This is a genomic window from Aeromonas sp. Y311-2, assembly GCF_027706025.1.
Classification (GTDB): Bacteria; Pseudomonadota; Gammaproteobacteria; order Enterobacterales; family Aeromonadaceae; genus Aeromonas; species Aeromonas veronii.
The window spans coordinates 96,131-111,221 of record NZ_JAPDCL010000014.1 but is presented as its reverse complement, the minus strand read 5'-3'; the positions used below and the strand labels follow the sequence as shown (position 1 = coordinate 111,221).

The 15,091-nt window shown below is 56.0% G+C and carries 14 protein-coding genes and 1 pseudogene; 9 read left to right on the top strand and 6 right to left on the bottom strand.

Annotated features, from left to right (window positions below):
• The coding region (locus tag OKC42_RS14335; RefSeq protein ID WP_270820127.1) for an integrase core domain-containing protein at window positions 1-186 on the top strand (186 nt) is incomplete at its 5' end.
• Between the two features lie 55 nt (window positions 187-241).
• Here the strand turns inward: OKC42_RS14335 and OKC42_RS14330 are convergent.
• From OKC42_RS14330 to OKC42_RS14305, 6 genes are all read right to left on the bottom strand, one after another.
• The gene (locus OKC42_RS14330; protein ID WP_270820125.1) at window positions 242-457 is read right to left on the bottom strand and encodes a hypothetical protein; all 216 of its coding nucleotides are present in this window, start codon (window positions 455-457) and stop codon (window positions 242-244) included.
• Window positions 458-499: 42 nt separating this feature from the next.
• On the bottom strand, window positions 500-1,081 hold the full coding sequence (locus tag OKC42_RS14325; RefSeq protein ID WP_270820124.1) for a NifB/NifX family molybdenum-iron cluster-binding protein: 582 nt from the start codon (window positions 1,079-1,081) through the stop codon (window positions 500-502).
• Window positions 1,078-1,392, bottom strand: coding sequence for a DUF134 domain-containing protein (locus OKC42_RS14320; protein ID WP_005338107.1), 315 nt, complete (start codon window positions 1,390-1,392; stop codon window positions 1,078-1,080). The genes OKC42_RS14325 and OKC42_RS14320 overlap by 4 nt, the downstream gene beginning before the upstream one ends.
• 225 nt (window positions 1,393-1,617) lie before the next feature.
• Window positions 1,618-2,799: a dicarboxylate/amino acid:cation symporter gene (locus OKC42_RS14315; protein WP_005359180.1), complete on the bottom strand. Its 1,182-nt coding sequence runs from the start codon at window positions 2,797-2,799 to the stop codon at window positions 1,618-1,620.
• Between the two features lie 192 nt (window positions 2,800-2,991).
• Window positions 2,992-3,543: a hypothetical protein gene (locus tag OKC42_RS14310; protein WP_270820123.1), complete on the bottom strand. Its 552-nt coding sequence runs from the start codon at window positions 3,541-3,543 to the stop codon at window positions 2,992-2,994.
• Window positions 3,544-3,648: 105 nt separating this feature from the next.
• Window positions 3,649-4,287 carry a TetR family transcriptional regulator gene (locus tag OKC42_RS14305; RefSeq protein ID WP_139732523.1) on the bottom strand — a complete coding sequence of 213 codons (639 nt, stop codon included), beginning with the start codon at window positions 4,285-4,287 and terminating at the stop codon, window positions 3,649-3,651.
• A 140-nt stretch (window positions 4,288-4,427) separates the two neighbouring features.
• Here OKC42_RS14305 and OKC42_RS14300 point away from each other — a divergent pair, with 140 nt between their 5' ends.
• From OKC42_RS14300 to rfbC, 8 genes and pseudogenes are all read left to right on the top strand, one after another.
• On the top strand, window positions 4,428-5,621 hold the full coding sequence (locus tag OKC42_RS14300; RefSeq protein ID WP_270820122.1) for an efflux RND transporter periplasmic adaptor subunit: 1,194 nt from the start codon (window positions 4,428-4,430) through the stop codon (window positions 5,619-5,621).
• 17 nt (window positions 5,622-5,638) lie between these two features.
• Entirely contained in the window at window positions 5,639-8,788 is a 3,150-nt protein-coding gene (locus OKC42_RS14295; protein ID WP_184232417.1) for an efflux RND transporter permease subunit, read from the top strand.
• Window positions 8,789-8,961: 173 nt separating this feature from the next.
• Window positions 8,962-9,730 (top strand): annotated as a pseudogene (locus OKC42_RS14290) (IS1595 family transposase).
• Window positions 9,731-10,218: 488 nt separating this feature from the next.
• Window positions 10,219-11,313: an exopolysaccharide biosynthesis polyprenyl glycosylphosphotransferase gene (locus tag OKC42_RS14285; protein ID WP_270820118.1), complete on the top strand. Its 1,095-nt coding sequence runs from the start codon at window positions 10,219-10,221 to the stop codon at window positions 11,311-11,313.
• A 146-nt stretch (window positions 11,314-11,459) separates the two neighbouring features.
• Window positions 11,460-12,581 carry a dTDP-glucose 4,6-dehydratase gene (gene rfbB, locus OKC42_RS14280; RefSeq protein WP_270820117.1) on the top strand — a complete coding sequence of 374 codons (1,122 nt, stop codon included), beginning with the start codon at window positions 11,460-11,462 and terminating at the stop codon, window positions 12,579-12,581.
• Window positions 12,581-13,468, top strand: a complete 888-nt coding sequence (gene rfbD, locus OKC42_RS14275; protein WP_270820116.1) for a dTDP-4-dehydrorhamnose reductase — start codon at window positions 12,581-12,583, stop codon at window positions 13,466-13,468. The genes rfbB and rfbD overlap by 1 nt, the downstream gene beginning before the upstream one ends.
• A gap of 112 nt (window positions 13,469-13,580) precedes the next feature.
• Entirely contained in the window at window positions 13,581-14,459 is an 879-nt protein-coding gene (rfbA, locus tag OKC42_RS14270; protein ID WP_270820115.1) for a glucose-1-phosphate thymidylyltransferase RfbA, read from the top strand.
• A gap of 62 nt (window positions 14,460-14,521) precedes the next feature.
• Window positions 14,522-15,070 (top strand): dTDP-4-dehydrorhamnose 3,5-epimerase, encoded by a 549-nt coding sequence (rfbC, locus tag OKC42_RS14265; protein ID WP_270820114.1) that lies wholly within the window; start codon window positions 14,522-14,524, stop codon window positions 15,068-15,070.
• Window positions 15,071-15,091: the final 21 nt, after the last annotated feature.

Genomic DNA, 15,091 nt, shown 5'->3' with positions numbered 1-15,091 from the left:
AACGGGATTTTGAAAGGAGAGTTATTGTTGCAAAGCCCGCAGGATTTGACGCAAGCGCGGGAAATGGTGCGTGAAGCAGTGGATATTTACAACGCGGAGCGGCCGCATCATGCGTTGAAATACAGAACCCCCGATGCGGTACATAGGGGGGGTCTGAGTAGAGAAATGCTAGTTGAAAATGTGTAAACCTATTTCAGGACTAGACATTTTCTATTTCATGCGCCCTTTTTTTGCCGACCTTCTATCTGCGGTTATGGCGTGTGCAGTCAGGTTGTTTTTTGGGCGCCGGCTCACTGATCTGATAGAGGTGATCCGCGCAGGCGCTGGAGCAGCCACAGGGACGCACCTCTTTATCTTCCCGCTTCTGGGCAAGCTGATATTGGCGCCACCAGATGATGGTACCCATGGCCAGGATCAGCACGAACGAGGCGAGCAGGCTCAACAACCAGATGGACATGATCTCTTCTCCTTGATGGTGATGACATGCATGGCGATGGCATCAGTGATGATGGCAGCAACCGCCCTGCTGGTTGGCGCCTTCACTGCCGTGGCAACAAGTATGGCCTTGTCGTGAGCTCTCTGCCTGATGGCCACTACTGGCGCAACAGTGATTGGAGCCACTGTTGCAATCACCGTGACAATTCGCATGGCTGTGGCCTGTGCCGACGGGCTGGATGGCACGGATAGTCGCCTTGCTCTGATGACGGCGAGACGGACGGCCCTGACTGGCCTCGGTAAGAGGTTGCAAATTGGTGGGGGCTAGCAGCGCGGGCAGCGGCAGGCGGGCAGAGCGACACTGCAGCACCCGGATATTGGCCGCCAGCAGGCGCCCCAGCATTCGTTCGCCGATATTGCGCACCACCACCTGACCCACCTGATGATGGGCAAGGGCGTCGAGCAGCGCTTGCTTGCCGTGGCAGCCTTCGGCGGCGGCCGGGTTGGCCAGGGTGGCGATAACGTTCCCTTCGGGGTTAAGAATTTGCAGTTGCTCGGCACGGGTAAAGTGGCCAGCCAGCAACCCCTGACTCAGCATCAGGGCGCTGTTGCTGGGGTTGGTGGTCATGGTTGTGACAGCATTCATGTCGGCTCTTCTCCACTGGTTGGGTGGTCGGGCTCGGCGGGTTGCATCATCAATGCCTTGCCCAGACTCAGACACTCCACCACCTTGTAGCGCCCTTTTTTCAGGATATTGGCCAGGGTCTGGCGGGAAACCCCCATCACCAGGGCGGCCTCCTGCTGCTGCATTCCTTGAAGGTCGACGAGGCGCAGTGCCTCGAACTCGTCAGGGGCCAGCGTGACCTGTTCCAGCTGATGCATGGGGCGGCCGTTGGGTTTGAAGCAGCTGTTGGCGGGGCGGCCACAGATCTGGCGGGCAATCTTGGGTCTTGGCATGGTGGCTCCTAATTGGCATAAGCAATTTATACGCTCATATGTGGCATATGCCAATAATTTTGTCGGGTGTAGAGAGCTGCGCCAGTGCTGTTTACGGCAGAGGGGGGGGTAAAGAGGGGGAGGAGGAATACGTACAAACACTGTGAAGGTGGCAGAAACGACGCAGGCCCGAACATGGTTCGGGCCTGCGGTTTTGCAGAGGATGGTCGAGCTATCCCGGCGAGCTTACGCCTGTTCGGCCTCGGCCACGGGGGCTGCGCTCTCGCTACCGTTGGCGAAGCGATCCGCCCACAGGGCGATCACGCCGTCACCGGTTACGTTGCAGGCGGTGCCGAAGCTGTCCTGCGCCAGATAGAGGGCGATCATCAGGGCGATGGAGGCTTCACCGAAACCGAGCATGGAGGTGAGCAGGCCCAGCGCCGACATCACGCCACCACCCGGCGCGCCCGGGGCGGCGATCATGATCACCCCCAGCATCATGATGAAGGGGAGCATGGTCTCGATGCCCGGAATGGCCAGATGCTCGGAGAGGAACATCACCGCGGTGGCACAGGTGACCAGGGTAATGGTGGAGCCACAGAGGTGAATGGTGGCACACAGCGGCACGGTGAAGTTGGCGATACCGTCGCTCACGCCGTTGTTCTTGCTCGATTGCAGAGCTACCGGAATGGTGGCGGCGCTCGACATGGTCCCCAGCGCGGTAAAGTAGGCGGGCAGCATGTTCTTGATGAGCTGGGCCGGTGAGCGGCCAAGGGCCAGACCGGTACCCACGAACAGTACGGAGAGCCAGATCCAGTGCATCAGGATGGCCATCACCAGCACTACGCCGAAGGTTTTCAGGGTAGCGAACACGGTGCCTTCTACTGTCATTTCGACAAAGACCCCGGCGATATAGAACGGCAGCAGCGGGATGATCACCTTGGCCAGCAGGCGGTCGATGATGTCACGACCCTGATCGGCGACCCGGCGCAGATCGGTGGCCTGGGTGGCGCTGATGCCAATGCCGAACACGAAGGCGGCGGCCAGTGCCGACATCACGCCAAACAGCGGCGGGATCTCCAGATTGACGTAGGAGGCGAGCTTGATAGCCGTGGCCGTGGTGGGCTCGGCGGCGGTGGTGAACTGCGGGATCAGGTGGCTCGCCACGGTAAAGGCGAACAGCCCCGCCAGAATGGTGGAGCAGTAGGAGAGGGCCACGGTTTTGCCCAGCAGCTTGCCGGAGTTTTTCGGCAGGCTGGCGATGCCGCTCATGATAAAGAACAGAATGATGAGCGGAATGGTGAAGGTGATGAGCTGACCTATCACTGTCTTGGCCGTAAACAGCACGCGCGCCACCCACTCAGGGGCGTAGAGACCGAGCAAGAGACCGGCAAGGATGCCAGCAATGAGTTTCAGGACAAGTTTCATAAGGAAATCCGGAGTTGGTTGTATTGTCTGTTTTGTTATTAAAATTTGATATTAATCACACTTTTTAACACGTAAGCCGTGTTATGTCTGCCTTTTCTGCGTTAACGCCGAGTTAAATATTGTCGAAAGCCAAGATCGCCGACTAGCTGTCGGCTTGGCGTTGAACGGGAAAATCCGTGATGAATTAGCCCGTTAGGTGGCCTGATGATCGCCACGCAGCAACATGGCGTACTGGGTGGCGTGTTGACTTGAGGAATCTGACGTACTGGCTGATACGGCTTCCATCGGCGCCAGTTGCAGTGCTATCCCGGATGTGGTGACCAGTTGCTGTAGCTGATGGTGACTTATCTTGCCGCTTGGGGGCAGGGGGAAGCAGAGCGGAGCGCCCGCTTTGAGCAGGGTCGCCAGCTGTTGCAACAGGGGAACAAGGGTGGCCGCGTCGCCATCAAGCGGGCGGCTTAGCCAGATGCCATCGTAAGGGAGCACCGAGTGCATCTTCGCCAGCGGGCAGACCCGCACAGCTTGTCCGGATTGCTGTGAGGCGACTTTGGCGTCGACCAGTACCGCTTCACAGGCGGTGACCACATACCCTTCCGCACGCAGCCAGCAGAGATCCTCCCCCGTACCGCATTGACCATTGAGCAGGTGAGCACCGGGTTTGAGACGCGCCACAAAGGCAGCCCGAGCGCGGGCGTGCTGGTCGTTCAATGGCCGGGAAGCGGGGATGGCGTCAGAGTGTGGCACAGGGGTTACCTCAAGCAGGGGGCGCACAGGGTAACAAATCGGGGCCTGACTGCCAAAGCGCGCGGTCAGGCCCCGATTTGGATGGGTGGGAGTTGCCGAAGCCGGTTAGCGGCCGCAGGCAGGCCCGTGGGGCTGGGCCAGCATGGTGAACATGCTCTCTATCAGGAAGGCGGATTCGCCCTGCAGGTCGATCCGCCCCGGAAAGTGGAGCCAGTTGATGATGTAGCCATCCAGAGTGCAGTGGAGCAGGGTGGCGGCGCGCTGCAGGTTGAGGTTGGCGGGCAGTTGGCCCCGCCGTACCGCGTTGGCCAGGGTGGTCTCCAGGTCTCGAAAGAAGTTGGCGGACTGGCTGCGGATATGCTCGCGCAGTGAGATGGCTTCCCCCTCCAGCGATTCGAGATTGAACAGTATGGTGAACATCTGCCGCTGGGCCGGATTGTGAATGAAGCTGCGGAGCACCCCTTCGAAGAAGAGGCGCAGTTGCCCGAGCGGATCTGGCTCATCTGGATTGAGGCAGGCATCGAGCTGGTGGGCGAGGGGGCTACAGAGTTCCTGCCAGAGCGAAATGAAGAGTTCATCCTTGTTCTTGAAGTGCCAATAGATGGCCCCGCGGGTCAGGTCTGCCGCCCTGGCGATGTCGGTCAGGCTGGTCTTGGCCAGGCCCTGAGAGCAGAACAGATCCAGCGCCGTGCTCATGATGTGGCAGCGGGTTTGCTGCGCCTCTTCTTTGGTTCGTCTGGCCATCGAAATTTGTGCCTTATGCAAGCAAAAAGTCACTTACATACATTTATGAATGTATGTATATTGCCTCATCTTTCGACTATTTACCAACAGGGCCCATGCGGCCCTGATTGTTCATTGACTGGCAAAGGCTCAGGTGTTTCATGCATAAACATATTCTTGCTCGTTCAGTTGGTCTTGCCTTGCTGGCTACAGGCTTGCTGGCAGGTTGTGGTGACAAGGGGGGCGCCCCCCAGGGACAGGGCGGCATGCCCTCCGCGGCGGTCAACGTGGTGACCCTGCAGAGCGGTCCGCTGATGTTGACCACCGAGTTGACCGGCCGCAGCGCCCCGTTGCGGGTGGCCGAAGTGCGTCCGCAGGTGAGCGGCATCATCCTCAAGCGCCTCTTTACCGAGGGGAGCGATGTGAAGGCGGGCGATCTGCTCTATCAGATCGATCCGGCTGTCTATCAGGCGGCAGTTGCCAGCGCCAAAGCCAATCTGGCCAAGGCCGAGGCCAACGAGCAGAGTGCCCGCCTCAAGGCGCAGCGCTATCAGGAGCTGCTCAAGGTCAAATCCATCAGCCGTCAGGACTATGACGACGCCGACGCCAGCTGGAAGCAGGCCAAGGCCGAGATCATGGCGAGCAAGGCGGCCCTGCGCACTGCCGAGATCAATCTCGGTTACACCCGCATCACCGCCCCCATCAGCGGTCGTATCGGTAAATCCGCGGTGACCGAGGGGGCGCTGGTGACTGCCCAGCAGGCTGATAGCTTGACTGCCATTCAGCAGCTTGATCCCATGTATGTGGATGTGCGTCAGTCCACCGCCGATCTGCTGCGCCTCAAGCGACTGGTCGCCGAGGGCAAGTTGACCCAGGACGAGCAGAAGGGGGCCAAGGTGACCTTCCAGCTGGAAGATGGCTCCACTTATGGCGAAGAGGGCTCGCTGCAGTTCTCTGATGTGACCGTGGATGAGACCTCCGGCATGGTGACCCTGCGGGTGATTGTGCCCAACCCTCACCAGCTGCTGCTGCCCGGCATGTTCATGCGCGCGACCCTGCAAGAGGGTGAGCGGGCGCAAGGGCTGCTGGTGCCGCAAACTGCCGTGACTCGCACCCCCAATGGCGGCGCCACCGTGATGGTGGTAACCGCTGACAACAAGGTGGAGCTGCGCAACGTGCAGCTGAGCCGGGTCGTCGGCAGCAACTGGGTGGTGGAGTCAGGGCTCACCTCCGGCGAGCGGGTGATCGTGGCTGGCTTGCAGAAAGTACGACCGGGCGCCGTGGTCAATCCCGCCGAGCAGGGTGCTGATGCGCCGTCTGCTCAAGCTGCGTCCAACACCCCGGCCAACAAGTAGGATGGAGTAGTCGCTTCATGGCTCGATTTTTTATAGACAGACCCATTTTTGCCTGGGTGATCGCGCTGGTGATCATGCTGGCGGGTAGCCTGGCCATCATCAAATTGCCGGTCGCCCAGTATCCGAGCATTGCGCCGCCAGCTGTCGGTATTTCTGCCAGCTATCCGGGTGCATCCGCCAAAACGGTGGAAGACTCGGTGACCCAGATCATCGAACAGAACATGACCGGGCTGGATCACCTGCTCTACATGTCCTCCCAGTCTGACTCCGCGGGGCGGGTGTCGGTGACCCTCACCTTCCAGCCGGGGACAGATCCCGATATTGCCCAGGTGCAGGTGCAGAACAAGCTGCAGCAAGCGATGTCGCTGCTGCCGCAAGAAGTTCAGCAGCAGGGGATCCGGGTACAGAAGACCTCCAGCAGCTTCCTGATGGTCGCGGCCTTCATCTCCAGCGATGGCTCGATGAACAACGACGATCTGGCGGATTATGTGGTCTCCAATATCAAGGAGCCTCTGAGTCGTCTGGACGGGGTAGGGGATATCACCTTGTTCGGCAGCCAGTACTCCATGCGGGTCTGGCTCGATCCCAACAAACTCAACCGAGTGCAGATGACTCCGGGTGATGTGCAGGCAGCCATCAAGGCGCAGAACGCCCAGGTGGCCTTCGGCAAGCTGGGTGGCACACCGTCGGTGGAAGATCAGCAGTTCACTGCGACTATCATGGGGCAGACTCGTCTCTCTACCGTGGAGCAGTTCAACGATATCCTGCTGCGGGTGAATCAGGATGGCTCCAAGGTGCGGCTGAAAGATGTGGCCCGGGTCGAGCTGGCGGGCGAAAGCTATGACGCCGATGCGCTCTACAACGGCCAGTCCACCGCCGCGGTCGCCATCAAACTGGCTACCGGCGCCAACGCGCTGGATACCGCCGAGAAGGTGCGTGCCAAGCTCAATGAGCTGTCGGATTACTTCCCGGCCAACATGGAGATCGTCTACCCCTACGACACCACGCCGTTTGTGAAGATCTCCATCGAGGAGGTGGTGCAGACCCTGATCGAGGCGATCTTCCTGGTGTTCTGCGTCATGTATCTGTTCCTGCAGAACTTCCGCGCCACCCTGATCCCGACCATTGCCGTGCCTGTGGTGCTGCTCGGTACCTTCGGGGTGATGGCGGCGTTCGGCTTCTCCATCAACACTCTCACCATGTTCGGTATGGTGCTGGCCATCGGCCTGCTGGTGGATGACGCCATCGTGGTGGTGGAGAACGTGGAGCGGCTGATGAGCGAGGAGGATCTCTCCCCGCTGGAAGCGACCCGCAAGTCGATGACCCAGATCACCGGCGCGCTGGTGGGGATTGCCCTGGTGCTCTCCGCCGTGTTCGTGCCGATGGCCTTCTTCGGCGGCTCGACCGGTGCCATCTATCGCCAGTTCTCATTGACCATCGTCTCGGCCATGGTGCTGTCGGTGCTGGTGGCGTTGATCCTGACACCGGCCCTTTGTGCCACCCTGCTCAAGCCGATGAAACATGGCGAGTTTGGTGCCAAGCGCGGCTTCTTTGGCTGGTTCAACCGCGCCTTTGATGCGGGGACCAATCGCTATCAGAGCGGCGTGCGCAAGGTGATCAAGCAGGGCGTGCGCTACAGCCTGATCTACGGCGCCATGCTGGCGGTGCTGGCTGTGCTGTTTATGCGGATGCCTACCTCCTTCCTGCCGGAAGAGGATCAGGGGGTCATCATGTCCATGGTGCAACTGCCGGTGGGGGCCACCAAGCAGCGTACCGAGGTGGTGCTGGCGGACATGCGCGACTACTTCCTGAAAAACGAGAAGGATAACGTTGACTCCGTACTGACCGTATCTGGCTTCAGCTTCGCCGGTAGTGGCCAGAACGCGGGGATGGCCTTTATCAAGCTCAAGGACTGGAGCGAGCGCAAGAGCCCGGATCGCAGCGCCAATGCCATTATCGGCCGCGCCATGGGCTATCTGTTCAGCATCAAGGAAGCGCAAGTGTTCGCCTTTAACCTGCCTCCTATCCCGGAGCTAGGTACGGCGACCGGTTTTGACTTCTTCCTGCAGGATCGCGGCGGTATCGGTCACGACAAGCTGATGGCGGCACGCAACCAGCTGCTCGGCATGGCGGCGCAGGATCCCACTCTGGTACGGGTACGTCCGAACGGGATGGAAGATACGCCGCAGCTCGATATCAAGATCGACTACGAGAAGGCGCTGGCGCAGGGGCTATCCATCGCGGATATCAACAACACCCTGGCTACCGCTTGGGGCTCTTCCTACGTCAATGACTTCGTTGACCGTGGCCGGATCAAGAAGGTCTATATGCAGGCGGATGCCCCCTTCCGGATGAACCCGGAAGATCTGAAACTCTGGTATGTGCGCAACAGTGCTGGTCAGATGGTGCCCTTCTCCGCCTTTGCCAGCACCGAGTGGAGCTTCGGCTCGCCGCGTCTGGAGCGTTACAACGGCGTGCCGGCGATGGAGATCGTCGGTGAGGCGGCGCCTGGCAAGAGTACCGGTGATGCGATGGCCGCCATCGAGCAGATGGTGAAACAGCTACCGGAAGGAGTGGGTATCGAGTGGACCGGGCTCTCCTTCCAGGAGCGGCAGGCCGGTTCACAGGCACCAGCGCTCTACGCCATCTCCTTGTTGGTGGTGTTCCTCTGTCTGGCAGCCCTCTACGAGAGCTGGAGCATTCCGTTCTCGGTGATGCTGGTGGTGCCGCTCGGGGTACTGGGGGCCATTGTGGCTGCCACCCTGCGCGGGCTGGAGAACGACGTCTACTTCCAGGTCGGCCTGCTCACTACCATAGGTCTGTCGGCTAAGAACGCGATTTTGATCGTGGAATTTGCCAAAGAGCTCTACGACAAGGGGATGGGCTTGGGTGAAGCCGTGGTGGAGGCTGCACGCCTGCGTCTGCGTCCGATCCTGATGACCTCGCTCGCCTTTATCCTCGGGGTGCTGCCGCTGGTGATCAGCTCCGGCGCAGGTGCCAGCAGCCGTAATGCCATCGGTACCGGCGTGATGGGGGGAATGATCAGCGCCACCGTGCTAGCCATCTTCTTCGTACCGCTCTTCTTTGTGTTGGTGATGCGCTATTTCACCAAACACAGCAGCAAAGAAGCGCGTCTGACCCATGCCCATGAGTCAAAACATGACTGATGGCTGTGTTTTCCTCAGTTAACTGTACTACCAGAAGATAGTGTCAGACCAAATCTGACTGGCAATACAAATGGGGCAACCAACATGGTTGCCCCATTTTTTGGCGCTGTCCCGCTTACGTGTTGAAAGGCTAATCTTGAAGTAGGCCATCAGCTTGAGGCCTACCATCATGCATACTCCAGCCTTTCTCCTTCTTTCCCAAGTTAACCCTGTGCCGGCACAGGGTTGCTCAGCAGGAGCTCACTGCACTCCACACCATTATCTCACTTAATACTCAGTTACCGGCATGCAGCGGCTGCCCACATTGTCAGGCCGATGTCGCCCAACTGGTGCCTTGGGGGGGGGCGTCGCTACCGTTGAAATTGTGTCTGCGCACCAACACCGTTCTGACCAAAACGCCTCTGGCCCGGTTGCACCAAGCACAATGCTGGGAAGACTACGCGCAAGCCCTCATCGAAGGACTGACTGTCCGTCAGGCAGCGCTGCCTTGCGGGGTCAGCAAAACACCGCGTTCCTCTGGCGTCATCGTTTCTTGCGCGCAATGGCAATCCGTCAAGCCACCATGTGGATTTTCAGCTGGAGAAGATAAATGCCGAGGCGGTCATCGCGGTTTTGAAGCCGCGGGTGTCACCGGATGCTGTGCTGTGTAGCGATGGTGCGGGTGTGTATGCCAGTTTCAGCTAAGCGCAGAGCGTAACCCATCAAGTGGTGCACAATCGCCAAGGCGAACGGGCGGTCGGTGTGTATCACATTCAACACGTGAACGGGTATCACCATCGATTGAAAGAGTGGATGGAGCGGTTCCATGGCGTGGCGACGCACTACCTGAAGAATTACCTAGGTTGGCGTAGAATGCTGGAGCGTTACGGAAGGGGCGTAAATATCAAAGCGTGTTTGCATGAAGCGCTGGGGTACCCCATGCAACACGTAATTGGGACATAGCCATTTTTTGTCCCAATCGGTTATGTTAGGTTGACTTTTAATCGCGTTTTTGGTGGGGTCATACAGCTCTTCTGGTTTTCTATCGAATCTTGGTTAAAAACGAGAGGTTGAAACATTTTTTTGTGTGCAGTTTTGTCGGAATAGAGATAAGATCTTAGATCTATCGGGTTCGTACGATGCGATATTTTTCTATGCACAACTTTTATTGGCGTCATGACGCAAAAAAGAACTGTATGGTCATGCATCAACAATCATAACAATGCTGGAGGACATGATGGCCAACAGCAAGCACAATCAGGTTAAAAGCAGCAAACTGGGGGCTGTAACCCAGGGGCGGTAGCCATTCTCTTTTCTAGAAAAAGAGTGTTCTATGCGTCCTCCTCATCCTCGACTATATGTTGCTTATAATGTATATCTTTTTTTGCACCATCTGTTGTCACTACGCTAACAGCCATCTGTTATGGCGCAGGTATTGCATAAGGATGTACATGACAATGCCTGATTGGATAACAGTAGATTTTTTTTGCACAACTTGGATGCGGATACACATGAAAAATACAGCCGTTGAGCAAGACTCAATCATGGAGCAAAGTTCTGTCGCTTGTGATAAAACTACTCAACCTTGCTCTCAATATGTTCCCATTGATGTAAACCGAGTCATCGATGAGTTTAAAAAAGAGCATGTTAAGACGAATGAGCTGTACGTTTACTGTAATGTGGATGATGAACCTCTTGTTATGAAGGTTTTGTCAAAGCATGGTTTAACTCTGTACTTTAATGAGAATGTACTCAATGATTTAAGAGGGAAAACTCTTGTTCATTACAAGAGTAATACTCTACCAGGTGATATTTCTGCCATGTTGGTTAGGGCGACAGAGTGTGGTGCTTATGTCGAGCCCTTGGTGAGTTACATTGATCGTCGTTTTGGTCTGACAGAAGTAGAATTATTGCATAGTGGTTATTTTTTGCACATGAAGGCATTTTCTATTCTTTCTAGTGCCTTTAATCGCATAGTTAAGCGAGGGCTTGACTTGATTGCTGCTAGTGCTCTCGCGTTGATTGCTATACCTATCTGTGTTTTAACTGCTATAGCAATCAAGTTAGAGTCTCCAGGTCCCATTTTTTATCGTCAAGCGCGTGTTGGTCAGTTCAATAGTGAATTTGACGTTATCAAGTTTCGTTCTATGCGAAATGACGCTGAAAAAAATGGCGCCCAGTGGGCAAGAAAAAATGATGTGCGTGTTACGCGAATTGGTGCGTTCATTAGGAAAACACGAATAGATGAGCTCCCGCAGCTGATTAATGTATTTAAGAATGAGATGTCACTCGTTGGACCTAGACCAGAACGAGAGGTTTTTATAAAGGAATTAGAAGTTGTGATTCCTTACTATCGTTTTCGTCATGCTGTAAAACCAGGGATAACTGGACTTGCTCAAGTAAGTTATCCTTATGGCGCATCTATTGAGGATGCTGTCTGGAAACACAAGTATGATATTTACTATATAAAACACCAAAATCTTTGGTTAGATATTAAAGTGCTTTTACTTACTGTGAAAACAGTACTCTTTGGTATGGGGCGATAATTTTTTATATTCGTTACATAAGTCAGTTCTATTTAAATTTTCAATTGGTCCTGCCTGTTAACTGGATGATGCTACTTTCTCCTTTTTAGCATTAACTTTTTACATCAGGCTTTCCTTATATAAATATTTTAATTTGGCATGATAAAATGAAAATACTTGTTACCGGTGGCGCAGGCTTTATCGGCTCTGCCGTGGTGCGCCATATCATCCGTGATACCCAAGATTCTGTTATCAATCTCGATAAACTCACCTATGCCGGCAATCTGGAATCCCTGGCCGATGTATCGACAAGCGAGCGTTATGCGTTTGAGCAGGTGGATATCTGCAACCGTGCCGAGCTGGATCGGGTGTTTGCCCTGCACCAGCCGGATGCCGTGATGCATCTGGCCGCCGAGAGCCATGTTGACCGCTCCATCACAGGCCCGGCTGACTTTATCGAGACCAATATCGTTGGCACCTATATGTTGCTGGAAGCGGCTCGCGCCTACTGGAATGGCCTGGATGAGGTGCGCAAGGCGGCCTTCCGCTTCCACCATATCTCCACCGATGAGGTGTATGGTGATCTGCCCCATCCGGATGAAGTGGCTGCCGGTGAGCCATTGCCACTCTTTACCGAAACGACCCCCTACGCCCCCAGCAGCCCCTATTCTGCCTCCAAGGCTTCCAGCGACCATCTGGTGCGCGCCTGGCGCCGCACCTACGGTCTGCCCACCATCGTCACCAACTGCTCCAACAACTACGGCCCTTACCACTTCCCCGAGAAGCTGATCCCGCTGGTCATTCTTAACGCGCTGGATGGCAAGCCGCTGCCGGTGTACGGCAAGGGTGACCAGATCCGTGACTGGCTCTATGTGGAAGATCACGCCCGCGCACTTTATACCGTGGTCACCACAGGTGTCATCGGTGAGACCTACAACATCGGCGGTCACAACGAGAAGCAGAATCTGGAGGTGGTCCACACTATCTGCGATTTGCTGGACGAGATGGTACCTCTGTCACCCTCGCCCCTTGAGGGAGAGGGGCGGGGTGAGGGGAGAAGCTACCGCGATCAAATCACCTATGTGGCCGACCGACCCGGTCACGATCGCCGCTATGCCATCGATGCGACCAAGATGAGCGCCGAGCTGGATTGGCACCCGCAAGAGACCTTTGAATCCGGTATTCGCAAAACTGTACAGTGGTATCTGGATAACCAGCAGTGGGTCAGCAACGTCAAGAGCGGTGCCTACCAGTCTTGGATTGAGCAGAATTACGGGGAGCGTGCCTGATGCATATCCTGCTGTTTGGCAAAAACGGCCAGGTAGGCTGGGAGCTGCAGCGTGCACTGGCCCCGCTCGGGCGCATCACTGCCGTTGATTTTGACTCCACCGATTATTGTGGCGATTTCAGCAACCCGGCAGGGGTGGCCGATACGGTACGTCTGGTCAAGCCGGACGTGATTGTCAACGCCGCGGCCCATACCGCAGTCGACAAGGCGGAGAGCGAGCGGGAGTTTGCCGAGCTGCTCAACGCGACCAGTGTAGCGGCGATCGCCAAAGAAGCGGAAGCATTGGGTGCCTGGTTGGTGCATTACTCCACCGACTATGTGTTCGATGGCAGCGGTGAGCGCCCCTGGGTGGAAACCGATGCAACTGCACCGCTTAACGTCTACGGTGAAACCAAGCTGGCGGGTGAGCAAGGCGCCGCTCTCTGCGCTCGTCACCTGATCTTCCGCACCAGCTGGGTCTATGCCGCCCGCGGTGCCAACTTTGCCAAGACCATGCTGCGCTTTGGCAAAGAGCGTAGCGAGATGTCAGTCATCAATGACCAGTTCGGCGCTCCGACCGGTGCCGAGTTGCTGGCCGATTGCACCGCTCATGCGATCCGTGTTGCGCAGAGTAAACCCGAGGTCGCCGGGCTGTACCATCTGATTGCCTCTGGTACAACAACATGGTTTGACTACGCCCAGCTGGTGTTTGCCAAAGCCAGAGAAGCCGGCGTTGAACTGGCGGTGACACAACTCAATGCAGTGCCGACCAGCGCCTTCCCGACTCCGGCCAAACGCCCCCATAACTCCCGCCTTGATACCGGCAAATTCCAGCGCACCTTCGATCTGGTGCTGCCGGACTGGACCGTCGGTGTGGAGCGGATGTTGACCGAGATCCTCGGCAAGTAAATCACTGGCCAGAGATGTGTTGAACGCCTCTCTGGCTGGCAGGGATAAAACAGAAAGGTGTGGCCGCAAGCCACCCTTTTCTTTTGCAATTTAAAAATAAGAAACAAGCATCATGACCAAACGTAAAGGCATTATTCTGGCCGGTGGCTCTGGCACCCGTCTCTATCCGGTGACCATGGCAGTGAGCAAGCAGCTGCTGCCCATCTATGACAAGCCGATGATCTACTATCCGCTCAGCACTCTGATGCTGGCGGGGATTCGCGATATTTTGATCATCAGCACGCCGCAAGATACTCCCCGCTTTGAGCAACTGCTGGGTGATGGCAGCCAGTGGGGCCTGAACTTGCAATACAAGGTCCAACCAAGTCCGGACGGGTTGGCACAAGCCTTTATTTTGGGTGAAGAGTTTATCGGGTCAGACCCCTGTGCGCTGGTGCTGGGTGACAACATCTTCTACGGCCACGACCTACAGAAGCAGTTGGCGGCGGCAGCTGCCAAAGAGAGCGGCGCTACCGTCTTTGCTTACCACGTGCACGATCCTGAGCGTTATGGGGTGGTGGAATTTGATAAAGAGGGTACCGCGATCTCTCTGGAAGAGAAACCGTTGGAGCCCAAGAGCAACTATGCGGTCACCGGTCTCTATTTCTACGACAACAGCGTGGTTGATATCGCCAAGAGCCTGAAGCCGTCGTCCCGTGGTGAGCTGGAGATCACTGATGTAAACCGTATCTACCTGGAGCAAGGCAATCTGTCAGTGGCCATGATGGGCCGTGGTTATGCCTGGCTTGATACCGGTACTCATGAAAGCCTGATTGAAGCGAGCAACTTTATTCAGACCATCGAGACGCGCCAAGGGTTGAAAGTCGCTTGTCCGGAAGAGATTGCCTATCGTCAGAAGTTTATCAATGCCGACCAGGTCCGTGAACTTGCAGCACCGCTGGCAAAAAATGCGTATGGACAATATTTATTAAGAATGGTTGCCAAAGCCTGATGTGATATGGGGGGAGGGAATTTTCTCACCTCATAACGATTGAATTAAGTGTGGATAGATAGATGAATGTAATCAAGACAGCGATTCCTGACGTGCTTATTTTTGAGCCAAAGGTATTTGGTGATGAGCGTGGTTTTTTCTTTGAGAGTTTCAACCACAAGTCGTTTGAAGAGGCCGTAGGGTATCCGGTGACTTTTGTGCAGGATAATCACTCCAAATCGTCGAAAGGGGTATTGCGTGGCTTGCACTATCAATTACCTCCCCATGCCCAGGGCAAGCTGGTGCGTTGTGTTGCAGGTGAAGTGTTTGATGTGGCGGTAGATATCCGCAAAAGCTCACCGACCTTCGGTCAGTGGGTGGGCGTGCACCTCTCTGCGGAAAATAAACGTCAACTTTGGATCCCAGAAGGGTTTGCTCATGGGTTTGTCACCTTGAGTGAGACTGCGGAGTTTTTGTATAAGACCACCAATTACTATGCACCGCAGAGTGAAGGGGCTATTCGTTGGGATGATCCGCAAATAGGGATTGAGTGGCCGATTGAAGGTGAAGTCAGTCTCTCGAAGAAAGATGAAGAGGCGGTTAGCTTGCGATTAGCTAAAGTGTTCGATTAATTTTAAAATTTAAAATATCCT